Below are 23,973 nucleotides of genomic sequence, written 5' to 3' on the forward strand. Positions count from 1 at the left end.
CAATCGGCCGCTCAGTAGATTCCGATTCCGGATCATGCCCTAGAACAGCAGCACGCCGTCGTCGTGCACCTCCGGCTCAGGCCGGTGCGGCGTAGATTTTGACATCACGCCGAGGCGCTGCAGGACATCCCGATGGACCTGCCGCTCCCGTTCCATCGTGTACTGCGCGAACAGATCGTCCAGCACCGCCTCATCGCTCGAAGTCAGCGACAGCTTTCCGATCGTTACGCTCGACGCCTCGAGGCGCGAGGCAGCAGCCGGAAGGGACGCGGACGCTTCGCCGAGTGCGGTCATCAGATCGCGGGCACCACCCATCAAGGCCTCGAACTCGGCACCCTCGTGGACGAGCCGGTCCATCAACCGATCGAGCCGCGCGTTGCCGGCCTCGATCTCCTGCAGCGTTTGCAGAATCGACGGCTCGAGCCTGGTCAATTGCGCGGGATTTCCATGAGCGCGCAGCTCCTTGAGATCGCCGGCCGCGCGCTCGATGCGGTCTAGGATCGGCTGCAGCCTGGAAGCACCGGCGGAGACCTGATCCGCGGTCATCTTGAGCTCGTTGGCGATCACGACGAACGCATTGCCCTTGACGCCCAGATGGCCGGCCTTGAGGCTGGCATTCATGCCGATCAGGATGATGTCGACGACGGCCTCGCCAAGGCCCGTGATCGCCAGACGAAACTTGCCGAGCGTATCCTCGACGACGGAGAGGGCAGCATCGACCGATCTGCCCGAACTCTCACAAGTCGCAATCAGCTCCGAGGCCTGCGCCAGCGTTTGCTTGATGACCGCAAGGAACGACGGGGCCTCGCCGTCATGGCCGCCATATACCGAGCGACCTTGCGCGACCACGCCGGTGGCATCGGCAAGAATGGCATTCAGCGAACGGACGATCGCGCCGATATCATCGCCGAACTCGCGATCCGCATCCTTGAGTTGCGCGGCCTGGAGCTGGCAGACGATTTTGGCTTTCTGCGCGCTGGCATCCGCCTCAAGCGCCGGAACGATGCGCGCCGGCGTCCCGGCAGCATGCCGCAAGCCGCCGCAGACATGCTCCAGCCGTTGCCGCGTGCTGTCGCCCGACTGCAGCGAGATGATCGCGCTACCGACCGCATCGGCGATCTTCTTCGTGCTCCTGCCCGCGAGCTCGACAAGATGGACGCTCTTGTCCTGCTGCTCGCGCATCCCTGCATAGGCCGAGATCAGGCCGGCACTCGCCGAGAGAAGCTGCCCCCGATAGAGCTTCTCGAATTCCTTCTGTCGATTGAGCGCAGTTTCGACCGCTACCGACAGCAGCTTCTGATCGCGCGCGCAGCCTTCGATCGAATGCTGGACCGATTGCCCGAGCTCGAATACCTCCTTTGTGAAATCAAGGAAGCTGTCGCGGTCGCCGTCCAGCGAAGCGGCCTCGATGCGCGCGCTCCGCGCGATGATGGAGATCATCTGGATGTGCTTGAAGAGCGGCGCGATCTGCGCCGATGCCGCCTCGGCATCTTCGCCGATCCGGCCGAGCAGCGCGCTTTCCGCCGGCAGTGCCTCGGCAAGCGCGTTCAGCCGGCCGGCAATATCCTGAAGCGCCGTCGATGCGCCTTCGATTTCCGCGCCCGACATTTCGCGCGAGAGCCCGGTGAGCGCGCCCTCCAGCTCCTTGAACAGAGCGTGACCGCGACCGAGATGATTGCCGACCTTGGCAAAACTATCCTCGATGCGGGACGACACCTCCTCGATGGAGGCAACTGCTGCAGTGACCGTGTCGGTCTGGACGTCGGGAGAGATCATTGCATCATTCCGTCAGGGCAGGTTGTCCGGCCTGGTGCCAGAGCATGATCTCGCGCGCGATCTGGTTGAGCGAGACCACCTTCTCCACGGCGCCGTGTGCGATCGCCTCTTTCGGCATGCCGAACACCACGCAGCTCTCTTCGTCCTGCGCGCGCGTCGCAGCACCAAGCTTGCGCATCTCCAAAAGGCCCCGCGCGCCGTCGTCGCCCATTCCCGTCATGATGATCCCGAGCGCATTGCGCCCGGCATATTGGGCCGCCGAACGGAACAGGACGTCGGCCGAAGGCCGATGCCGCGACACCGGCGGGCCGTCCTTGATGGCGATGCTGTAACGCAGGCCGGAGCGCTGCAGCAGCATGTGGCGGGCGCCGGGTGCGATATAGGCGCAACCCGGCTGCACCGGCTCGCCATCCTCCGCCTCTTTCACCGTGATCTGACAGGCGGCGTTGAGACGCCTCGCGAACGCCGCGGTGAAGCCTTGCGGCATGTGCTGAACGATCAGGATCCCGGGACAAGTCGGCGGCAGCGCCTCCAGCACGTCGAGCAGCGCCTCGGTGCCGCCGGTCGACACGCCGATGCAGACGATGCGTTCGGTGGTCGGCCGCGAACGCCCCTGGATCGGCGGCGGGATGATGGCATCCGCGGTCAGCTTCTTCTCGATGACGCGCCGTTGCTGGCGTGGGCGCACGCGCGCACGCGCCGCCGACTTCACCGCTTCGCGCAGCCGGGTCGAGCATTCCAGCAGCGCCTGCCGGGTATCGATCCGCGGCTTGGGAACGATGTCGACCGCGCCGGCCTCGAACGCTTCGAACATCTGATCGGAGCCCTCTTCGGTGAGCGAGGAGCAGATGATCACCGGGATCGGGCGCTGCGCCATGATCTTGCGCAGGAACGTGATTCCGTCCATGCGCGGCATCTCGATGTCGAGGATGATCACGTCGGGCAATTCGTTCTGCAGCCGCCGTGCCGCGGCGAACGGATCGGACGCAGTCGCCATCACCTCGATATCCGGATCCTCGCTCAGGATGGTCGTGAGAATTTGGCGCACCGACGCCGAATCGTCCACGATCAGCACGCGAAGTTTCTGCCTGGGCATTGCCGTGCGCTCCACGTTGCTCTCTTTTCTTTGAGCATGATCTTTTCGGAAAACCGGTTCCCATTTTTCCGGATCATGCTCTAGACTCTAAAGATCGTCGGCTGAACCTGCTTCAACGTCGGCACCGTGTTGTGGATCATCGATTCGGAATGCCCCACCAGCAGATAGCCTCCCGGCCGCAGATGGGCGCAAAGCTGATCGACGACCTTGCGCTGCGTCTGCCTGTCGAAATAGATCAGGACGTTCCGGCAAAAGATGATGTCGACGTCGCGGTCCACCGGATAGCTGGAATCCATCAAATTCATCCGCATGAAATTCGTCAGTCGCCGCAATTCCGGCACCACGCGGACTTCGTTGCTCGATCGGTCCCTCGACGACAGGAAGTAGCGCTTCACGAAATCGGAAGGGACCGGCGCGATGACGTCGCGCGTGTAGATGGCGGCCTTGGCAAGCCGCAGGACCGCGGTCGAGATATCTGTTCCGAGGACACGAAACTGGAACCTGGTGCCGGACCTCGTCATGTCGTCGAGAACCATCGCGGTCGTATAGGCTTCCATGCCGGTCGAGCAGGCCGCGCTCCATATCTTCAACCCGTGCGATCCACGGCCGCGCGCCTTCAGGAGCGCCGGCACCGCGACCTCCTTCAAGAAGGTGAAATGCGCCGGCTCGCGGAAGAAATCCGTCTTGTTGGTCGTGACCACATCGATCAGATGGGTGAGCTCGTTGTCGGGCAAGCCATTGTCGAACAGACGCTCGACATATTCGTTGAGCCCGGGATAGTTGAGCGCGCGGACGCGCTTGTGCAGCCGTCCTTCCAGCATCAGGCGCTTGCCGGCAGGCAGCTTGATGCCGACCTGCCCCTCGATCAATTCAGCGATCGTGCGGAATTGACGATCGGATAGATGTACCCCGGCCCCCAGCATTGCCGATTTCGCAAGTCTAGGCTGCGGCTGATGCGTCGACCCGGGCCTCGTCGGCGGACACGTCCGCATCGGCCATCAGTCGTGCGAGATCGAAGATGATGACGAACTTTTCTCCCTTGCGCCCGATGCCCGCGATGTAGTCGGATTGCCAGCGTCCACCGACCGAGGGCACGGGACCGATCGAGTCCTCATCGATGTCGGTGACCTCGAACACGCAGTCCGCCACGAAGCCGACGCCGACCAGGCGGTCGTTCATCGGCACGTCCAGGATGATGATGCGCGTCGCCTCCGTCGCCAGCACGCTCGGCAGATCGAGCTTCAGCCGGAGGTCGACAATCGGATAGCCGCTGCCGCGCACGTCGATCATGCCGAGCATGAAATGCGGCGCGTGCGGCAGACGCGAAATCGGCCGCATGTCGAGGATTTCGCGGACGTTGCAGATGCTGATGCCGAAGGTCTCCCCGGCGAGACCGAGCGTCAGATATTGAGCCGTGCCGGCCATGTTGCGTCCTTCCAGTCAGAGATCGCGGGGACTTGCCTCGAAGGCCGGGCCCCGCCTATTTCTGAGCATGATCTTTTCGGAAAACCGGTTCCCACTTTTCCGGATCATGCTCTAGCGCTGAAAATCCGCGTCGCGATCGTCATCGCCTTCTTCCATCGCGAAGGCGAAGCCGCCGCCGGCAGCAGCCTTGAGCGCACGCGCCGGCTTGGCGGCGGGCTTCTTGGCGTTGCGGTCGGCGGCCGCCATGCTCGCGGCTTTCGCGCGGAGCTGGCCGACGGCCCGGTCGATCGGCATCGCTGCCGCGGGCTTGTCCTTTGCCTGGTCGATACGGAAATAGGCGATCGTCGACTGCAACTGTTCGGCCTGGGAGGCCAGTTCTTCCGACGTTGAGGAGACCTGTTCGGATGCGCTGGCGTTCTGCTGGCCGACCTTGTCGAGCTGCTGGATCGCCTGGTTGATCTGCGCCGAGCCGACGTCCTGCTCGCGGCAGGCCGCCGTGATCTCCTCCACCAGCTCCGCCGTCCTCTTGATATCAGGCACCAGCTTGGCCAGCATGCCGCCCGCTTCCTGTGCGACCTTCACGCTCTCTCCCGACAGCGTGCCGATTTCGGCCGCGGCCGCCTGGCTGCGCTCGGCGAGCTTGCGGACTTCGGAAGCGACCACCGCAAAGCCCTTGCCGTGCTCCCCGGCGCGCGCCGCCTCGACCGCGGCGTTCAGGGCCAAGAGGTCGGTCTGGCGCGCGATCTCCTGCACGATCGTGATCTTTTCCGCGATCGTCTGCATCGCTTCGACGGCGCGGCCGACGGCGGCGCCGCTGGCTTCGGCATCCTTGGCCGACTGCCCTGCGATCTTCTCGGTCTGGTTGGCGTTCTCGGCGTTCTGCTTCACGTTGGCGGCCATTTCCTCCATCGAGGAGGAGGCTTCTTCGGCCGAGGAGGCCTGCTCGGTCGCCCCTTGCGAGAGCTGTTCGGCGCTGGCCGAGAGCTCCTGGCTGCCGGCCGAGACGTTCTGCGCCGCGGTCAGCGCTTCCGCGACGATCGTGCGGAGCTTCTCGACCATGCGCTCCAGAGCCATGCCGAGCGTATCCTTGTCCGACAGCCGCTTGGCATCGACGGTGAGATTGCCCTGCGCGATCTCGTTGGCGACGGCCGCCGTTCCGTTCAGGTTCACGGTCATCGCATTCAGCGACTTGACGAGATCGCCGATCTCATCGTTGCTGGCAACGTCGATCTTCTGGCTGAGATCGCCGATCGCGACCGCATCGGCGAGGTTTACGGCACGGCTGAGCCCGCGGCTGATGTTGAGTGCGATCCAGGTCGCCGCCACCACCGCGAACACGAGCGAGGCGATCACCAGGATGACCAACAGCATCTCCGCGCGCGCCCCGTCCTGCCTTGCCTGTTCGGCCTGCTCGGCCATCGCCGACTTGACAAGCGAGATGTAGGCGTTTGCGGCTTCGAGCGCGTCGGCCACCACCTTGCGACCGTCATTCATCGAACGATCAGTCGCCGCCGCCTTGTCGACCTTTGCGAGGCGGACCGTCTCGTCCTGATAGGCATTCAGTTTGACATAGGCGGCCGAAAAAGCATCGATCAGCTTCTTGCCTCTGTCGGTCGCGCCGGCATAGATTTCGTCCTTGGTCTTGAGCAGCGTCTCGCGAATCTTCGCCAAGTCCGCAACGAACTGATCATAGTTCTTGTCCGAGGCGATGATGGAGTTCTTCTCGGCCCGCACCTGAAGCAGGATGCCCTTTTCGAGCTCGGCGGCCTTGTCCATGCGTCCGGCCCGCGAAACGAGACTCTCGGCCGTGCCGACCATATCGCTGAGCTTCATGTAGCCCACCGCGCCCGCGACCATGGATAACAGGATGACAAGGCCAAAGGCGCCGGCCAGCTTTGCTTTGACGGTAAGTCTCATTTCAGTCCCCAAGAGAGATGCTCGAATTGTCGGTCGGATTGCAAACAATCCGGTCTGCTACGCACCAACTAACGCTTCGGTCCTCAGCGCTGAAAATCAGCGTCGCGGTCGTCCCCGTCTTCATCCAGCGCGAAGGCGAAACCGCCGCCATTGGCGACCTTGAGGGGGCGACGACCCTGCGGCTTGGTCTCGGCGGCCGGCGACTTCCTGGCGCCGCGATCGGCGGCCGCCATGGTCGCGGCCTTCGCGCGCAGTTGGCTGACCGCCTTGTCGATCGGCGCGGCCGCGGCCTTGCGGCCATGGTCGATGCGGAAGAAGGCGATCGTCGACTGCAACTGCTCGGCCTGGGAGGCGAGCTCTTCCGACGTCGAGGAGACCTGCTCGGATGCGCTGGCGTTCTGCTGGCCGACCTTGTCGAGCTGCTGGATCGCCTGGTTGATCTGCGCCGAACCGACGTCCTGCTCGCGGCAGGCCGCCGTGATCTCCTGGACCAGGTCCGCGGTTTTCTTGATATCGGGCACGAGCTTCGAGAGCATGCTGCCCGCCTCTTGCGCGACCTTCACGCTCTCCGTTGACAGCGTGCCGATTTCGGCGGCCGCCGCCTGGCTGCGTTCGGCGAGTTTGCGCACTTCGGAGGCGACCACCGCAAAGCCCTTGCCATGCTCGCCGGCGCGCGCGGCTTCGACCGCAGCATTCAGGGCCAAGAGATCGGTCTGCCGCGCGATCTCCTGCACGATGGTGATCTTTTCCGCGATCGTTTGCATCGCTTCGACAGCCCGGCCGACGGCGGCGCCGCTGGCTTCGGCATCCCTGGCCGATTGCCCTGCGATCTTCTCGGTCTGGTTGGCGTTGTCGGCGTTCTGCTTCACATTGGAGGCCATCTCCTCCATCGAGGAGGAGGCTTCTTCAGCCGAAGACGCCTGCTCGGTCGCGCCCTGCGAGAGCTGTTCGGCGCTGGCGGAAAGCTCCTGGCTTCCAGCCGAGACGTTCTGCGCCGCGGTCAGGGCTTCCGACACGATCTGCCGGAGCTTTTCGACCATCACGTTCAGCGACTTGACGAGATCGCCGATCTCGTCGTCGCTGGCATTGGGAATGGTCTTGCTGAGATCGCCGTCGGCGACTGCGCCTGCAAGACCGACCGCACGTCCCAGCGAACGGCTGATGCTGAACGAGATCCAGATCGCTGCGCCGAGCCCGACGACAAGCGACGCGATAACCAGGCTTGCCAATATGACGGTCGCGCGGCGGCCTTCTTCCTTGGCCTGCTCGGCCTGCGCCGCCATGGCCTTCTTCGCGTAGCCGATATAGGCGTCGGCCGCCTCCATGGACTCGGCAACCGCCTGGCGGACAACGGTCATCGATCGCTCGGCGGCCTTGGCCTTGTCGGTTCTTGCGAGCTTGAGCGTCTCGTCCTGCAGCGAATTGACTTTGGCATAGGCGGTGGAGAAGCTCTCGATCAGCCGTTTGCCTTCGTCGCTCGCGGTGGCGTGAATCTCATCCTTGAGCTTCAACGTGGATCCGCGAACCTTGTCGATGTCGGCCAGAAACCGGTCCATATCGCCTTCGGGCACCAGGATCGCGTTCTTCTCGGCCCGGACCTGAAACAGCACGTCCTTTTCAAGCTCGGCTGCCTTTTCCATCCGGCCGGCGCGGGCGACAAGACTATCCGTCGTCGCCGCCATGTCGGTGAGCTTCATATAAGCCACGGCGCCGCTCACCGCGGACAGCAGGATGATCGCGCCGAAGGCACAGGCCAACTTCGCCTTGACAGTAAATCTCATTTTCAGCCCCTCAAGTCTCGCCCCGAGACTTCCTCAATTCAGGATACGTTCCATATTCGGTACGATGACGAACTCTTCACGCCACTTGGTGATGAAGCGGATGAACTCCGGCTTCCAATGCATGCCGACGCGCGGCGTCTGCTGCACGTCGGTCCGCGAGATCTCGGTAACCTCGTAGACTTTGTCAGCGGTGACGCCGACCAGCACCGGCTCGTTGTCGATGCCGACCTCGATCACGACGATCCGTGTCTCCGTGGAGGCTTCGGTCTGCGGCATCCCGAAACGGATGCGCAGGTCGGCCAGCGGAATGACATTGCCGCGCACATTGATGACGCTGGGCACGAACGAGCGCGAGCCGGCCACTTTCGTTGCGGGAACCGGATCGATGATCTCGCGCACCAGGCCTGCATCGAGCGCGAATTTCTCGTCGCCGAGCCCGATCATGACCACCTGCATCGAACCGTCCTGGACGGTTCCGGCGTCTTGCTGCCGATCTGTCGCCATCTATGCCGCCTCGCTCATCTGCTGCTTTTCCGCACGCGACTGCGCCAGCGCGACGAGCTGCACCACGTCGAGAATAAGCGCGGCGGTGCCGTCACCCAGGATGGTCGCGCCGGAAAAGATCGTGACATCGGAATGCAGCTTCGAAAGCGACTTGATGACGGTCTGATGATTGCCGATGATCTGGTCGGCAACCAGCCCGACGCGGGTCTCGCCGGTCGAGATGATGATCGTCTTCTGATGCTGTCCGGGCACACCCGGCACGTCGAGAATGTCGCGGAGCCGCAGGAAGGGCACGAGGTTGCCGCGCACGTTGAGGAAATTGCGGCCGCGCGAGCGCTCGTCGTCCGCCGTGAGTTCGACGCACTCTTCGACCGCCGGGAGCGGAATGATGTAGCTTCCCTCGCCGACCCGGATCAGCAATCCCTCGATGATCGCAAGCGTCAGCGGCAGGCGCAGCGTGACATTCGTTCCCTCGCCGGCTTTCGTCGACAAATCGATCGAGCCGCGCATGTTCTCGATGGTGCGCTTGACCACGTCCATGCCGACGCCGCGGCCGGACAGCGCCGAGATGGTCTGGGCGGTCGAGAACCCCGGATGGAACAGGAACTGGTGGATCTCATGATCCGACATCGCGGCACCGGGCGCGATCAGCCCCTGTTCTTCGGCCTTGGCGCGGATGCGCGCGGTGTTGAGGCCGCCGCCATTGTCCTTGACGGTGACGAGGACCTGCGCGCCGGAATGGACCGCCTGCAGCTCGATCCGTCCCTGCTCGGTCTTGCCGGACGCCGTGCGAGCCTCGGAATCCTCGATGCCGTGATCGATCGCATTGCGGATCAGGTGCACAAGCGGATCGGCGAGACATTCGATCATGGTCTTGTCGAGCTCGGTATCCTCGCCCGAGGTGACGAATTCGACCGGCTTGCCAAGGTCGCGGGACAGATCGTGGACCAGTCTTCGGAAGCGCCCAAATAGGGAGCCGATCGGCACCATCCGCGCGCCCATGGTGGTGTCGCGCAGGCTTCCCGCCAGCCGCTCGATCTCCTCCGCGATCATCTTGATCGAGAGATCGGAGCCGGCCGCGGCCAACTGGCTGAGCCGCGCCTGGGCGATGACGAGCTCACCGACCCGGTCCATCAACTCGTCGAGCCGTTCGGCCTGCACGCGGACCGTGGCGATGCCACGCTCTTCGGTGCGCTTCGGCTCCTCGCGCTTCCGCTCCGGCGACGTCGCCGGCTCCGCCGCAGCGGGGACCAGGGCAGCGGCCAGCACCGCAGCCGGGGCGGCCGGCTCAGCTTCCACCACCGGCAATGCGAGCGCCGGCGCCGCGCGCTCAACCTGCGCCAGCGGCACCAGCGTCAGCTTCATCTCGTCCTGCACGAACATGAAGACGTCGTCGATGGCGTCCTTGTCGCAACCGCTATGCAGCGTGACGTCCCATTTCAGGTAGCAGTCCTCGGGCTCCAGCTCGTCCAATAGCGGCACGCCATCGGTGACCGGCACGACGAAGCAGGGACCGAGCTTGCAGAGATCATCCAGGAGGTCGAGCGGATTGGAGCCGTTGCGGAGAATATGTGACTCGAATTCGAGGCGCAGTTGCCAGCCCGCCGGACGGCTCTCGCTTACCGGCCGGGCGTCGACGTTAGACTCGACCGGCAGGACCTGCTCGACAGGTGAAACGAAGCGCTTCAGATCATCCAGGATGGCGTCGCCGATGATCGAATCAGCGTCATCGGGCGCTTCGATCAGGGCACGGATATAGTCCTTCGCCGCCAGCGCGACCGCGATCAGCTCCTGCGTCGGCTTGATCTCGCCTTTGCGGACCAGTTCGAAGGCGGTCTCGAATTCATGGGTGAACGCGGCCACCTTGTCGAAGCCGAACATGGCGCCGGAGCCCTTGATGGTGTGCAGGGCCCGAAACGCCGAGTCGACCAGCTCGCGATCGTCGGGACGCAGGCCGAGATCCAGCAAGGCCCCTTCGAGGGTTTCGAAAAGCTCGCTCGCCTCCTGACGGAATATCTCCGTCGGGTCCATGCTGCTCATAACCGCACCAGCTTGTTGACCACCGCGAGCAATTGCTCAGGCTTGAAAGGCTTGGTGATCCATCCGGTGGCGCCGGCGCTCTTGGCTTCCTGCTTCACCGCGTCGTTGGACTCGGTGGTGAGGAAGACGATCGGCAGGCCGACCTGCGACGGCAGCTTGCGCAGGGCCCGTATCAGTTCGAGGCCGTTCATGACCGGCATGTTGAGGTCGGTGATCACGAGATCAAGCTTGCCCGCCTGCGCCTTCGCCAGGCCCTGCGCCCCGTCGCCGGCCTCGATCACGTTGTGGCCCGCCGGCTCGAGCACGACCTTGATCATCTGGCGGATGCTGGGCGAATCATCGACCGTCAGGACCGTAGCCATCACGCGCCATCCTTCTTGTGAAAATGTTGGTCGATCATCGCGTCGCTGGAGAAGCCTGCGCGGCGAAGGGTATTGCGGAGGCTTTGCGAGAACGCAGTCAGGACGACCGGGCGGCCCTGCGCCTTGCCGGTCTCCGCGGTGGAAAGCAAAAGCTGGATCGACGTGACGTCGGCCTTGTCGACGGCGGAGCAGTCGATCTCGAGCCGATCATTGCGGCTGAAGGCCTCGCGGATCGTTTCATAGACCTGACGGATCGACGCGATGCTGCAGTCCGGTGGCAATTGTAGCCACCGTTTGGGCTCCGTCACTTCAGCCATTCGCCGTCCCCCGCATTCCCAGTGATTCGCTTTAGCCGGAATGCGAATCTCTTTCGGCTGAAGTATCGGCAGAGATGGTGATTAAGATGTTAATCAAGCGCGATCTCGTTTCTGTGCGAGACGTCCGTACGAATACGGTGCCGAGGATTCGATGGGTAGCCTGGTACGATTTGCGCCTGCATTCACGCGCATCGAACAGGTTGTGCAATCGGCGATTGTCAGGCTTAGGTCGACGTTAAGAGCCCGCACAGTAGCTCTTGATCTCGTACAATCGACCGTCGCGTACCTGGACACCCGATGCTTACACAAGCGCTTCTCGTTGACGACAGTCGCTCTGTCCTCGACTTCCTCACGCGGCTCCTGGAAGCCGACGGCGCCGTTCAGGTCACGGCGTACACGGATCCGCTCCAGGCGATGACATCGGCGATGCAGCGCCAGTACGACATCGTGCTCGTGGACTATGAGATGCCGAGAATGGACGGCGTCACCTTCATCCGCGAACTCCGTGCACTCCAGAACTTCGGCAATATTCCGATCGTGATGATCACCTCGATACAGACGGACGAGGTGCGGATGAAGGCACTCGAGGCCGGCGCCACCGATTTCCTGCCGAAGCATCCGCAAACTCTGGAGACCAGGGTTCGGCTCAGAAATCTTATCCGGCTGGGCATTGCCGTTCGGCAACTGAACGACCGCGCTGCCGACCTCGTCCGGGACGTTGCCAGCGCCACGCAGAAGCTCCAGGAACGCGAGGAGGAGATCATTCTGCGTCTGGCGCTCGCCGTCGAGTACCGCGACAACGACACCGGCGAGCACACGCTTCGGGTAGCGAAATACAGCCGCATCATCGCCGAAGAACTCGGCCTGCCGTCGCGGCTCATCCGCGACATCTATCTTGCGGCACCCCTGCACGACGTCGGCAAGGTCGCGATACCCGACAGCATCCTGCTCAAGCCGGGCCGGCTGAACGCGGAGGAGATCGCGATCATGCGCACCCACGCCACGATCGGCGGACGCATCCTCGCCGACAGCCATTGCGAGTTGATCCAGCTTGGAGCCGAGATCGCTGCCGCTCATCACGAACGCTGGGACGGCGGCGGCTATCCCAACGGGCTCAGGGAAACCGACATTCCGATCGCGGCCCGCGTCGTCGCAGTCGCCGATGTCTTCGATGCGCTGACAATGAAGCGTCCCTACAAGGACCCGATGCCGCTTGCGGACGCACGCCGTTACCTCCAGGACAACAGGGCGCGCCAATTCGATCCCGCCTGCGTCGACGCCTTTCTTTCGCGCTGGAACGAAGTCGTGACGATTGCTACCGCGCAACATACAATGGCACCGTGGCAGGCCGAAATGCGCGCGCTTTCGACGGCCGTCTAGCTTCAACTGAAATCAAGCTGCTCGAGTGGGATGATTTTTTCCTCGAATCCCCATCCCGCTCTATCCTCTTGTTTGAGCATGATCTTTTCGCAAAACCGATATCCGCTTTTCCGGATCATGCTCCAGGTTGTGTAACGTCGTTGTGAGCGGGCAGCTCCCGTCTGCAACCTGCGCACGAATGTGCTCACGCGGCATTGAGAGAACGTGAGAAGACGCGCCCTTTAAACAGCCTGCCGTGATCCGCACTTCGGAGAGGGAGCCACGCTCCATTGGCTCCGCTTCCTGATGGAGAACACCTATGTCTGCAATCAAGTTCTTGTCGATAGCGCTGGTCGCTGCGGCGACGCTTGCGACTCCCGCGATGGCTCGCGAACACACCCGGCACGTCGCGCGTGCCAATGCCGTTGCGGCACCGGAGCAAGTCTATGTCGGCGGACCGGGCTGCGTTCCTGCCCCGCGGGTAGGCGCGTTTGCATCGCAGCCCTGGACCGACGGCAACGTTCCCTGTGAACCGGGCACCGGCTACGGCTATTACGGTTACGGCTCTTATTGATCCGGTCGCTTCGGAGCCACCGTCGAACGTTGGCCGTCACTGGCCGGAAAACGAGTGTCCTGTCGGTCAAGCTGACAGTCGAGACTGAAGAGGCCGGACCGCTTATGCGGTCCCGGCCGCTTTCTTTATTGATAGTATCGTAGATTCAAATCCCGCGATCCTGCGCATCCGCGCGTCCGTGGATTAGCGCTGCGCTATTGCCGCGCTCCGCGCAGCGGCTGCGCAAAGAAAAATCCCAAGCGATATCTCACTGCATTCCTAAAGACGAATTTAGTGGATGCGCCGTCGAACGCGCCTACGTTCAAGCCGTCGGAGAACCCGGTCGGCTCGTTCGGCTGGCGCATTCGATGCGGGGCGCTTCATTCACGGAGAGGAAGTGTCATGATGAGACGATTGACAGCGATCCTGGCGACAACCTTGCTTGCCTCAAGCTTATTTACCGCTGCAGCGGAGGCGCGCGGCGGTGGCGGCCATATGGGAGGGTTTGGCGGCGGAGCTCATTTTGGCGGCCTCGGCGCCGGCGCCCATGTCGGAGGTGGCGGTGTCCACGTCGGAGGAATTGGCGGCGGCGCGCATGTTGGCGGTGTCGGCAGCGGCATTCGCCCGGAAAGCTTCGGTGGTGGCGCCAATATCGGCGGCATGACAGGGCACGTTCGGGCAGACGGCCATACCAGCGCTTTCAGCCCGGGCCTCCATCATCACGCCCTTGGTCGCCTCCGTCTCGAGGAGGGCGACAGTCTCGGCTGTTCCGATTGGAACCTGCTGCATCCGGGCGAGCCGATGCCGCCGAGCTGCAGCTAAACCCGCCATGTCCCCAATCTGTCTCTGCTACGGAGAATGCAGATGAGATTCTCGCTGGCCGCTGCGATCCTTCTTCCCGCGTTGCTCACAGCGAATGCCGCTGTCGCGCAAGTGACTGGTATGGCGACCCCGACTCCGACGCTTGACGCAACCTCTCCGCTAGGCAGCGCGAGCTCGCCGGTCTCGCCAACGGGAATTCCGCTGGGCGCGACCGAGCTCTCATCCGCGGGAGTCAGTCCGCTCGCGGCTCCCGCGACGGGCACGATCGCCATTCCAAGCAGCGGCACGGTCTGCTCGACAGTTGGGACAGCGCCGACCCAGATGTTCGGATCGACCGCCACATTCGACGGCGCTGGAATGGCGGTCGGATCGACCGCGCCTGCAACCGCGGCCATGGCGGGCGATACGGCCGCAACACCGGGCATGTCGCCTGCGATATCGGCGACATCGGGCGTGTCGACGACGTCAGGCACGCTGGAGAGCTCGGGCATGGCGACAGCATCCGGCATCATCGACACGTCGGGAACGTCGGGGATGTGCGGTTCGGGCTCGACCAGCGTCATCGCATCATCGACGCCGTCATCGACCTCGCCCACGACAGTCGGCGGCGTCCAGCGAACCGGCATTCCCCTCGACTCGTCCGAGATCAGCAATCTCGGCGTCAGCTCGGGGGCGCCGGTGCCGACACCTGGCGTATCGCTGCTCCCGGGTGTCGTTGGACCGGTTGCAGCCTTGCCGACAGTGCCGACGGTTCTCGCTCCCGCTCCAACCGCCTCCACGATGGCGGGCAGCAGCGCCTGCTCAGGCTTCGTGACGGGGAGCGTCACGTCAAGCGCAGTTATTCCGGGTTGCTAACAACCTCTCAGCGAAGCCCAGACCATGAAAAAGAAGATCGTTGTCGGTGCCGTCATGCTGACCGCCGCAGTGGCGACCGGCGCTCTGCTCCACGCCATGCATGACTTCCCGTTCGAGACGGCGGTCGCCGCGCCGGCCCGGCCGTCCCCGGCGCCGATCGTCGCCGGAACGGTCAGCCAGCACGACGTGCCGATCTATCTGACCGGCGTCGGCACCGTGATCGCCTACAACACCGACGTGGTGCGCGCCCAGATCCAGGGCCAGATCTTCACCATCAACTTCACCGAAGGCCAGCATGTGCATGCCGGCGACCTGCTGGCGCAGATCGATCCGCGTCCCTATCAGGCGCTGATCGATCAGTATACCGGATCGCTCGAACGCGATCAGGCGCAGCTCGCCAACGCCAATGCCAACCTCGTCCGTTACAGCCAGTTGGGAGCCAAGGGCTGGGCGACGCCGCAACTGATCGAAACCCAGAAGGCGCAAGTCGGGCAGTTGGACGGCGCGATCACAACCGACAAGGCGCTGATCGAGGCCGCGAAAGTGCAGCTCAGCTTCACGCGCCTGACCTCACCGATCGACGGCGTGGTCGGGATCCGCCAGATCGACGTCGGCAATATCATAAGCCCGTCGAGCACGAACGGTCTGTGCGTCGTGACCCAGCTCGATCCGATTTCTCTGATCTTCACGCTTCCGGAGACGGTTCTGCCGCAAATCCAGAAGCAGCAGCAAATCACCAAGGCGCCGCTGACCGTCCTCGCCTATAACCAGGACGACACGATAGAGCTCGGTCAAGGCCAGCTCGGCCTCGTCAACAACGAGATCCTGCAGACCACGGGCTCGATCCAGCTCAAGGCCAATTTCTCCAACAAGGAGAACCGGCTCTGGCCGGGCGAGCTGGTCAACGCACGGCTGCTGCTCGACACACGACACAACGGCCTCACCGTGCCCGCGGCGGTGATCCAGCAAGGTCCGAACGGAGCCTATGCGTGGGTCGTCAATCCCGACAACACCGTATCGATCCGCCAGGTAAAGGTGGCGCAAATCAGCGACGGACAGGCGCTGGTCGATTCCGGGCTCTCGGCAAATGAGCGGGTGGTCCTCGACGGCCAATACAAGCTGCAGCCGGGTACACATGTCATCGCGCTCCATGGCAAGGCGGCCGAGGAAGCCGCCGCGCAGGACGCCATGCAGACGCCAATCCCATGAATATTTCCGCACCGTTCATCCGACGGCCGATCGCGACCGCCCTGCTCATGGTGGGGCTGCTGGTAGCCGGCCTGGTCGCCTATCCGCTGATGCCGGTGGCGGCGCTGCCGAACGTCAACTATCCCACGCTGACGGTGACCGCACAGTTGCCGGGCGCCGATCCGCAGACCATGGCGTCTTCCGTGGCATCGCCACTCGAGTTGCAGTTCGGCGAGATCCCCGGCCTCACCCAGATGACGTCGGCGAGTGCGCTGGGCTACACCCAGATCACGCTGCAGTTCGACCTGAGCCGCCAGATCGACGGCGCGGTGAGCGATACGCTCTCGGCCATCAATGCCGCTTCCCCGTATTTGCCGGCCGGCCTGCCGTATCCGCCGACGATCCGCAAGGTCAATCCCGCCGACACGCCGATCCTCGTGCTCGGCATCACCTCGGACAGTCTGCCGCTCACTACAGTGGACGCCTATTCCGAGAACATTCTGCTGCAGAAGATTTCGCAGATTTCCGGCGTCGGCCTGGTCGGCGTCGGCGGCCAGCAGAAAGCCTCCGTCCGCATCCAGGTCGACCCCGAGGCATTGGCCGCCCGCGGCATCAATCTCGAGGATCTGCGGACGGTGCTGGGCCAGGCCAATGTCGATCTGGCGAAGGGCACGCTCAACAGCCCGCGTCAGACCTACACGCTCAACACCAATGATCAACTGTTCAAGCCCGACCAATATGCCGATCTCGTCGTCGCCTATCGCAATGGATCTCCGGTCCGCATCCGCGACATCGGCCGCGCCATCAGCGCGCCGGAAAACGATCTGATCGCCGGCTGGTACAACAATCAGAGGGCGATCCTCCTGGCGATCCAGCGTCAGCCGGGCGCCAATGTCATCGACACGGTCGCGCGCATCAAGGCGATGATGCCGGTGCTGCAGGCCTCGATTCCTTCCGACATCAAGATCAACGTCATTTCCGACCGCACCGATACCATCCGCGCATCGATCGCAGACGTGCAGTTCACGCTGCTCCTGACGATCGGACTCGTCGTGATGGTGATCTTCATCTTCCTGCGCAGCTTCTGGGCGACCATCATTCCGGCCGTCACCGTGCCGCTGTCGCTGGTCGGCACTTTCGCGATCCTCTACGAAATGGGCTACAGCCTCGACAATTTGTCGCTGATGGCCCTGTCGATTGCGGTCGGTTTCGTGGTCGACGACGCCGTCGTCGAGATCGAGAATATCACGCGGCACATCGAGGAAGGCCTGTCGCCCTATGACGCGGCGATGAAAGGATCCGGCGAGATCGGCTTCACCGTCATGGCGATCACGTTCTCGCTTATCGCGGTGTTCATTCCCCTGTTCCTGATGAGCGGCTATGTCGGACTGTTGTTTCGCGAGTTCGCGATGACGGTGAGCGTGGCGCTCGTTCTCTCGCTGGTGATCTCGCGCACGCTCACGCCGATGATGTGCGCATACCTGCTCAAACCCGAGAGAGAATCGCACGGCCGGCTCTACCGATTGTCCGAACGCGGATTCGATGCGCTGCTCAATCTCTATGAGGCCGGTCTCAGGATCGTGCTGCGTCACCGCTTCATCACGCTGATGGTGATGCTCGGCACCATCGCGCTGACCGGTTATCTTTACGTCATCATTCCCAAGGGCTTCTTCCCGGAGCAAGATACCGGGCTGATCCTCGGTCAGTCGGAAGCGTCGCAGGATATCTCCTTCCAGGCGATGGCCCAGCGCCAGCAAGCCCTGCTCGACGTCATCATGCGCGACCCGGCCGTCGCCTCATTCGGGGCCGCGGTGGGCGCCGGCGGCGGTGTCTACACGGTCAATGACGGGCGCGTCTACATCCAGCTCAAGCCTGCCGACCAGCGCGATCCGATCGACAAGGTGATCACGCGGCTGCGGACCAGCCTCGCAAAGATCCAGGGCATTACGCTGTACATGCAGCCTGCCCAGGACATCACGATCGGGGCCCGGCTGAACAAGACGCAATTCCAGTACACGATGAACGATGCCGATCCGGGCGAGCTAACCCGTTGGGCGGCGCTGTTCCTCGACAAGATCAAGACGATCCCGTCGATTACCGATGTCACCACCGACCAGCTCAATGCCGGGCCGCTGCTCGACATCACCATCAAGCGCGAAGTCGCATCGAGCTACGGTATCCTGCCCTTCACGATCGACAACACGCTGGACGATGCTTTCGGTCAACGCATCGTTTCGACGATCTACACCACGCTGCAGCAATACCATGTCGTCATGGAGGTCAATCCGAAGTTCCAGTACTCGCCCGATGCACTTAACGGCATCTATGTGAAATCTTCGAGCGGGCAGCAGGTGCCGTTGTCGACGCTGGTCGATTCGGTCGTGAAGGTCTCGCCGCTCGTCGTCAATCACCAGGGGCAGTTCCCGTCGGTGACGATCTCGTTCAACCTTGCGCCGGGTGCCGCGATCGGCCAGGCCGTGAGCGCGATCGACGCGGTAAAGAAAGAGTTGAATCCGCCGCTCTCGCTGCAGACCAGCTTCCAGGGCAACGCCCAGGCCTTCGGCGCCTCGCTGTCGAGCACGCCGATCCTGATCCTGGCCTCGCTGTTCGTGATCTACCTGATCCTCGGCATCCTCTATGAAAGCACGATCCATCCGATCACCATCATCTCGACCCTGCCATCGGCCGGCGTCGGCGCGCTGCTGTTGCTGATGGCGGCCCATTTCGATCTGACCGTGATCGCGATCGTCGGCCTCATCCTGCTGATCGGCATCGTCAAGAAGAACGGCATCATGCTGGTCGACTTCGCGATACACGCCGAACACAACGAAGGGCTCAGCACGGAAGAAGCGATCTACCAGGCCTGCATCAAGCGGTTCAGGCCGATCCTGATGACCACGATGGCGGCAATGCTCGGCGCCGTGCCGATGATGGTGGGCACGGGCGCGGGCTCGGAGATCAGGCAGCCGCTCGGCTATGCCATTGTCGGCGGCCTCGCCGTGTCGCAGATCCTCACGCTGTACACGACGCCGGTGGTCTATCTCTATCTCGACCGGCTGCAGATCTGGCTGTTCGGCGAGAAGGAGGCGGCAACCTCGTCCGTCCATCCCCAGGCAACGCCGGCCGAATGAGAGGAATCCGGCCGCCGCTATGCGCGTCTGCTGCAACGCGACCAAACTCCCGACTTTGTGAATTCGCATCGTGCACCGCGCACCTACATAATTGTTTGAAACCATGAGTTGCGGAGTTGAGTATGCCGAGCAAGGAATTTTCGAGCCCAGCGCAGACCTTGCGCCGGGTGGCGGAAAGCGTGAGCGACCAGGCGGTCGCCGATCGTCTCAAGGTTCTTGCCGAGAGCTATGAGCGGCGGGCCGAAATGGCGTCGCACGCCGATCCGGCCAAGAATTAGGCTGAGGCCGCCGATTGCCGCCGAGCGCGCGGAACCATCGGACTTTGTTGAGCCGCCCTACCGAATGTTAATGGGCTTTCTGGCCCTTAATCGTTCAATATGTCGACCTGGAAATGTTGCAGGAACCGGGCTGCGGCGATATGCGCCCCACACGGGTTCGTTCATGCGCTTTCGCAGGTGACCCATGGATCAGCAGCTAAGGAAGTCGACGCCACCCCCTTCGATTGCGCCTGGGAAAAAAATCATGCGCCCGGCTCGCGGGCGCATTGGGTTCGCGATCGCCGTTATCCTCCTGCTGGGTGCCGGCATCGTCTGGTGGACGAAGCCGGCAGGCACCCCACAGGAAACAGCCGGCCGGCGAACCGCCCCGCCGATGTCTGTTGTCGCCGAGACTGTCGGCAAGGGTGATATCGGGATCAACCTCAATGGGCTCGGCACCGTCTCTTCACTCGCCACCGTCACGATCAGAAGCCAGATCAGCGGATATCTGACCCGCATCGCGTTCAAGGAAGGCGATGAGGTCAAGAAGGGTGATCTCATCGCGGAGATCGACTCCCGCCCGTTCGAGGCGGCGCTTGCCCAGGCCAAGGGGCAGCTTGCGCGCGACCAAGCCATGTTGAAGGGCGCCCAGGTCGATCTTGCCCGCTACCAGGGCCTGGCGAAGCAGAACGCCGTGCCGCATCAGCAGCTCGACACACAGATAGCCCTGGTCGCTCAGGACGAAGGCACGGTCGAAGCGGACCGCGCCTCGGTGCAGGCCGCCGAAGTGAACCTGCGCTATTGCCACATCCTGTCGCCGCTGGATGGGCGCGTCGGATTGCGGCAGGTCGATCAGGGCAACTACGTTACCCCTGGTGATGCCACCGGCATCGTGGTGATCACGCAACTGCAGCCGATCAGCGTCCTGTTCACACTCCCGGAGGACCAGCTTCAGGCGATCGCCAGGCGGCTCCGCGAGGGGGCGGTGCTGCCGGCTGCGGCCTACGATCGGAGCGGCACCAACAAACTCGCCAGCGGGGCGCTGCAGACCTTCGACAGCCAGATCGATCCGACCACCGGCACGATCAAGCTGCGCGCGCAATTCTCGAACGAAGCGCGGACGCTGTATCCCAATCAGTTCGTCAACGTACGTCTCTTGCTGGACACCCACAAGGACGTGACGACGATGTCGACGGCCGGCATCCAGCGCGGCACGCCCGGCACCTTCGTCTATCTCGTCAACAGCGACAGCACGGTCTCGGTGCGCCCCGTCAAGCTTGGCGTCACTGACGGCGACCGGGTCGAGGTTCAGTCCGGGCTTTCCCCCGGCGACCGCATCGTGATCGATGGCGCCGACAAGCTGCGGGAAGGCGCCAGGATCGTCATTCGACCTCCGACGGGAGCGGGCGAGTCGGCCGCTGCGGCCAAGCCGACAGATTCAAAAGCGGTGGGCGGCAACGGGCAGCGCTCCGGAAACGGGCACCAATGAACCCGTCCCGACCATTCATCCAGAGACCGGTGGCGACAACGCTGCTGATGATCGCCATCATGCTGTCGGGGATGCTGGCGTTCCGCTTCCTGCCCGTCGCCGCCCTGCCCGAGGTCGATTACCCGACGATCCAGGTCCAGACCTTCTATCCCGGCGCCAGTCCCGACGTGATGACGTCGTCCGTCACGGCGCCACTGGAGGTGCAGTTCGGCCAGATGCCGAACCTCAGCCAGATGAGTTCGGTCAGTTCGGCCGGTGCCTCCGTCATCACGCTGCAGTTCGGATTGACGATCTCGCTCGATGTCGCCGAGCAGGAGGTGCAGGCCGCCATCAATGCCGCCGGCAATCTGCTGCCGTCAGATCTTCCGGCGCCGCCGATCTATGCCAAGGTCAATCCGGCCGATGCCCCGATCCTGACCCTTGGCCTGACGTCGAAGACCATGCCGCTGACGCAGGTCCAGGATTTCGTCTACACGCGCCTGGCGCAGAAGATCTCGCAGTTTCCGGGAGTAGGCCTCGTCAGCATCAGCGGCGGCCAGCGGCCGGCGGTCCGCGTCCGCGCCGACATTCGCAAGCTCGCGGCCTATGGCCTCAATATCGACGACCTGCGCACCACCCTCGGCAATGCCAACGTCAACACGCCCAAGGGCAATTTTGACGGCGCGATGCGGTCCTACACCATCAACGCCAACGACCAGATCCGCGGTGCCGGTGGCTACAAATCCCTGATCGTGGCCTACAAGAACGGCTCCCCGGTCCGTCTCAGCGACATCGGCGACGTCATCGACGGCGCCGAGAACGACAAGCTCGGCGCCTGGATGAATACGACGCCCGCGATCATCCTCAACATCCAACGCCAGCCTGGGGCCAACGTCATCTCGGTGGTCGAAGGGATCAAGGCGGTGTTGCCGCAGTTGCAGGCGGCCTTGCCCGCCAGCATCGACCTGAACATCCTGACCGACCGCACCGTGACCATCCGTGCCTCGGTCAGGGACGTGGAATACGAGCTCTCGCTCGCAGTCGTGCTGGTCGTGCTGGTGATCTTCGTGTTCCTGCGCAGTCCGCGCGCGACGCTGATCCCAAGCCTCTCCGTGCCGCTCTCGCTGGTCGGCACCCTGGGAGCCATGTACCTGTTCGGCTTCAGCCTCAACAATCTGTCCCTGATGGCGCTCACGATCGCGACCGGCTTCGTGGTCGACGACGCGATCGTCGTCATCGAGAACATCTCCCGCTACATCGAGGAAGGCGAAGCGCCGCTGCAGGCTGCGCTCCGCGGCTCCGAGCAGATCGGCTTCACGATCATCTCGCTGACGGTGTCGCTGATCGCGGTGCTGATTCCGCTGCTGTTCATGGGTGACGTGGTCGGCCGCCTGTTCCGCGAGTTCGCCATCACGCTGTCGGTCACCATCCTGATCTCCGCCGTGGTGTCCTTGACGCTTGTGCCTATGGCCTGCGCCAAACTGAAGGCGGAAGGCGAGGCGCATGAGAACATGCTCCAGCGTCTGAGCCGCGAAGGCTTCGATCACGTCATCGCGATCTATGCCCGGATGCTGAACTGGGTGCTGGACCACCAGACCCTGGTGCTGCTGGTGGCGCTCGCCACCTTCGGCCTGACCGCCCTGCTCTATGTCGCCATCCCCAAGGGATTCTTTCCGCTGCAGGATACCGGCGTCATCCAGGCGATTTCGGAAGCGCCGCAATCGGTCTCATACGCCGCGATGGCCGAGCGGCAGCAGCAACTGGCCGACGTCATCCTCCGCGATCCCGACGTCGAGAGTCTCTCTTCCTTCATCGGCGTCGACGGCACCAACACCACGCTCAACAGCGGCCGCATCCTGATCAACTTAAAGCCGCATAATCAGCGGAAGTCCGATATCGCGACCGTCATGCGCCGTCTCAAGGACAGCACGGCATCGCTGACCGGCGTCACGCTCTATATGCAGCCGGTGCAGGATCTGACCATCGAAGGCACCGTCAGCAAGGCGCAATATCAGTTCATCCTGCAGGATGCCGATCCGGCCCAGCTCGCCGAATGGGCTCCGAAGCTCGTCGACAGATTGCGGCGGCTTCCCGCGTTCACCGATGTCTCGACCGATATTTCCACCAAGGGACTTGCAGTCTTTGTCGACATCGACCGCGAGCAGGCAGCGCGGTTCGGGATCACGCCCGCGACCGTCGACAATGCGCTCTATGACTCCTTCGGCCAACGCATCGTCTCGACGGTGTTCACCAATTCAAACCAGTACCGGGTGATCCTGGAAGCCGATCCGACGCTGCAGACCTCCCTGCAATCGCTGTCGTCGATCTACCTGCCCTCCTCGGTCGGAGGCGCGCCGGTGCCGTTGCCGGTGCTCGCCAAGATCCACGAGGACATCGCGCCGCTCCAGGTTTCGCATCTCGGCCAGTTCCCCTCGGCCACCATATCGTTCAACCTGGCGCCCGATGCCTCGCTCGGAGAGGCGGTCGCCGCCGTCAAGCAGGCGCAGATCGATATCGGCCAGCCGCTCGGCATCATCACGAGCTTCCAGGGTGCGGCGCTCGCCTTTCAATCCTCGCTCTCGAACCAACTGTTCCTGATCCTGGCCGCGATCGTCACGGTCTATATCGTGCTGGGCGTGCTCTATGAGAGCTTCATCCACCCGCTGACGATTCTCTCGACGCTGCCTTCAGCCGGGATCGGCGCATTGCTCGCGTTGATGATGGCGGGGCAGGACCTGACGATCGTCGCGATCATCGGCATCATCCTGCTGATCGGCATCGTCAAGAAGAACGCGATCATGATGATCGACTTCGCGCTCGATGCCGAACGCAACGAAGGCAGGTCGCCGCGCGAGGCGATCTACCAGGCCTGCCTGCTGCGATTCCGGCCGATCATCATGACCACCATGGCCGCGGTGCTCGGTGCGCTGCCGCTGATGCTCGGAACCGGCGCCGGATCGGAACTCAGGCATCCGCTCGGCATTTCCATCGTCGGCGGCCTTCTGGTCAGCCAGTTGCTCACCTTGTTCACGACGCCCGTGATCTATCTGTGGTTCGACCGCCTCGCCGTGCGGCTTGCCGGAGGGCCCGGCGGTGCCCGCGAAACACGCGGAGCCCACTGA

Annotated in this window: 19 protein-coding genes; 7 read left to right on the forward strand and 12 right to left on the reverse strand. The window is 63.3% G+C overall.

The genetic code is table 11. The features are described 5' to 3' along the window. Positions 1-39 precede the first annotated feature (39 nt). From OZ411_RS24940 to OZ411_RS24985, 10 genes are all read right to left on the reverse strand, one after another. Positions 40-1,776 (reverse strand): chemotaxis protein, encoded by a 1,737-nt coding sequence (locus OZ411_RS24940; protein WP_282530078.1) that lies wholly within the window; start codon positions 1,774-1,776, stop codon positions 40-42. 4 nt (positions 1,777-1,780) lie between these two features. Next, positions 1,781-2,872 carry a chemotaxis response regulator protein-glutamate methylesterase gene (locus OZ411_RS24945; protein ID WP_282530079.1) on the reverse strand — a complete coding sequence of 364 codons (1,092 nt, stop codon included), beginning with the start codon at positions 2,870-2,872 and terminating at the stop codon, positions 1,781-1,783. An 80-nt stretch (positions 2,873-2,952) separates the two neighbouring features. Beyond that, positions 2,953-3,795, reverse strand: a complete 843-nt coding sequence (locus OZ411_RS24950; RefSeq protein ID WP_282530080.1) for a protein-glutamate O-methyltransferase — start codon at positions 3,793-3,795, stop codon at positions 2,953-2,955. 16 nt (positions 3,796-3,811) lie between these two features. Next, entirely contained in the window at positions 3,812-4,297 is a 486-nt protein-coding gene (locus OZ411_RS24955; RefSeq protein ID WP_282530081.1) for a chemotaxis protein CheW, read from the reverse strand. A 111-nt stretch (positions 4,298-4,408) separates the two neighbouring features. Then, on the reverse strand, positions 4,409-6,214 hold the full coding sequence (locus OZ411_RS24960) for a methyl-accepting chemotaxis protein (protein ID WP_282530082.1): 1,806 nt from the start codon (positions 6,212-6,214) through the stop codon (positions 4,409-4,411). An 83-nt stretch (positions 6,215-6,297) separates the two neighbouring features. After that, a complete protein-coding gene (locus OZ411_RS24965; RefSeq protein WP_282530083.1) occupies positions 6,298-7,995 on the reverse strand; it encodes a methyl-accepting chemotaxis protein in 1,698 nt (565 codons plus the stop codon). A gap of 33 nt (positions 7,996-8,028) precedes the next feature. Then, positions 8,029-8,499, reverse strand: a complete 471-nt coding sequence (locus tag OZ411_RS24970) for a chemotaxis protein CheW (protein ID WP_130577808.1) — start codon at positions 8,497-8,499, stop codon at positions 8,029-8,031. Further along, positions 8,500-10,539 carry a chemotaxis protein CheA gene (locus OZ411_RS24975; RefSeq protein ID WP_282530084.1) on the reverse strand — a complete coding sequence of 680 codons (2,040 nt, stop codon included), beginning with the start codon at positions 10,537-10,539 and terminating at the stop codon, positions 8,500-8,502. Continuing rightward, positions 10,536-10,901, reverse strand: a complete 366-nt coding sequence (locus OZ411_RS24980) for a response regulator (protein WP_130577807.1) — start codon at positions 10,899-10,901, stop codon at positions 10,536-10,538. Before OZ411_RS24980 ends, OZ411_RS24975 begins: the two co-directional genes overlap by 4 nt. Beyond that, the gene (locus tag OZ411_RS24985) at positions 10,901-11,218 is read right to left on the reverse strand and encodes an STAS domain-containing protein (RefSeq protein ID WP_130577806.1); all 318 of its coding nucleotides are present in this window, start codon (positions 11,216-11,218) and stop codon (positions 10,901-10,903) included. Before OZ411_RS24985 ends, OZ411_RS24980 begins: the two co-directional genes overlap by 1 nt. Positions 11,219-11,515: 297 nt before the next feature. Here OZ411_RS24985 and OZ411_RS24990 point away from each other — a divergent pair, with 297 nt between their 5' ends. Together OZ411_RS24990 and OZ411_RS24995 are read left to right on the forward strand one after the other, a co-directional pair. Beyond that, positions 11,516-12,598, forward strand: coding sequence for an HD domain-containing phosphohydrolase (locus OZ411_RS24990; RefSeq protein WP_282530085.1), 1,083 nt, complete (start codon positions 11,516-11,518; stop codon positions 12,596-12,598). Positions 12,599-12,896: 298 nt separating this feature from the next. Continuing rightward, positions 12,897-13,151, forward strand: a complete 255-nt coding sequence (locus tag OZ411_RS24995; protein WP_130577804.1) for a hypothetical protein — start codon at positions 12,897-12,899, stop codon at positions 13,149-13,151. A gap of 432 nt (positions 13,152-13,583) precedes the next feature. On the opposite strand, the gene OZ411_RS25000 is transcribed toward OZ411_RS24995, so the two are convergent. Together OZ411_RS25000 and OZ411_RS25005 are read right to left on the reverse strand one after the other, a co-directional pair. Next, positions 13,584-13,919 carry a hypothetical protein gene (locus OZ411_RS25000; protein ID WP_282530086.1) on the reverse strand — a complete coding sequence of 112 codons (336 nt, stop codon included), beginning with the start codon at positions 13,917-13,919 and terminating at the stop codon, positions 13,584-13,586. A 29-nt stretch (positions 13,920-13,948) separates the two neighbouring features. Then, positions 13,949-14,779, reverse strand: a complete 831-nt coding sequence (locus OZ411_RS25005; protein WP_282530087.1) for a hypothetical protein — start codon at positions 14,777-14,779, stop codon at positions 13,949-13,951. 52 nt (positions 14,780-14,831) lie between these two features. Here OZ411_RS25005 and OZ411_RS25010 point away from each other — a divergent pair, with 52 nt between their 5' ends. The 5 genes from OZ411_RS25010 (at position 14,832) to OZ411_RS25030 (ending at position 23,973) form a co-directional block, all read left to right on the forward strand. Continuing rightward, a complete protein-coding gene (locus tag OZ411_RS25010) occupies positions 14,832-16,016 on the forward strand; it encodes an efflux RND transporter periplasmic adaptor subunit (RefSeq protein WP_282530088.1) in 1,185 nt (394 codons plus the stop codon). Further along, on the forward strand, positions 16,013-19,126 hold the full coding sequence (locus OZ411_RS25015) for an efflux RND transporter permease subunit (protein WP_282530089.1): 3,114 nt from the start codon (positions 16,013-16,015) through the stop codon (positions 19,124-19,126). Before OZ411_RS25010 ends, OZ411_RS25015 begins: the two co-directional genes overlap by 4 nt. A gap of 122 nt (positions 19,127-19,248) precedes the next feature. Next, a complete protein-coding gene (locus OZ411_RS25020) occupies positions 19,249-19,404 on the forward strand; it encodes a hypothetical protein (protein ID WP_282530090.1) in 156 nt (51 codons plus the stop codon). A gap of 244 nt (positions 19,405-19,648) precedes the next feature. Then, positions 19,649-20,872, forward strand: coding sequence for an MdtA/MuxA family multidrug efflux RND transporter periplasmic adaptor subunit (locus OZ411_RS25025; RefSeq protein WP_282530091.1), 1,224 nt, complete (start codon positions 19,649-19,651; stop codon positions 20,870-20,872). Next, the gene (locus tag OZ411_RS25030) at positions 20,869-23,973 is read left to right on the forward strand and encodes an MdtB/MuxB family multidrug efflux RND transporter permease subunit (protein ID WP_282530092.1); all 3,105 of its coding nucleotides are present in this window, start codon (positions 20,869-20,871) and stop codon (positions 23,971-23,973) included. Before OZ411_RS25025 ends, OZ411_RS25030 begins: the two co-directional genes overlap by 4 nt.

Source organism: Bradyrhizobium sp. Arg237L (assembly GCF_029990105.1).
Taxonomy (GTDB): Bacteria; Pseudomonadota; Alphaproteobacteria; order Rhizobiales; family Xanthobacteraceae; genus Bradyrhizobium.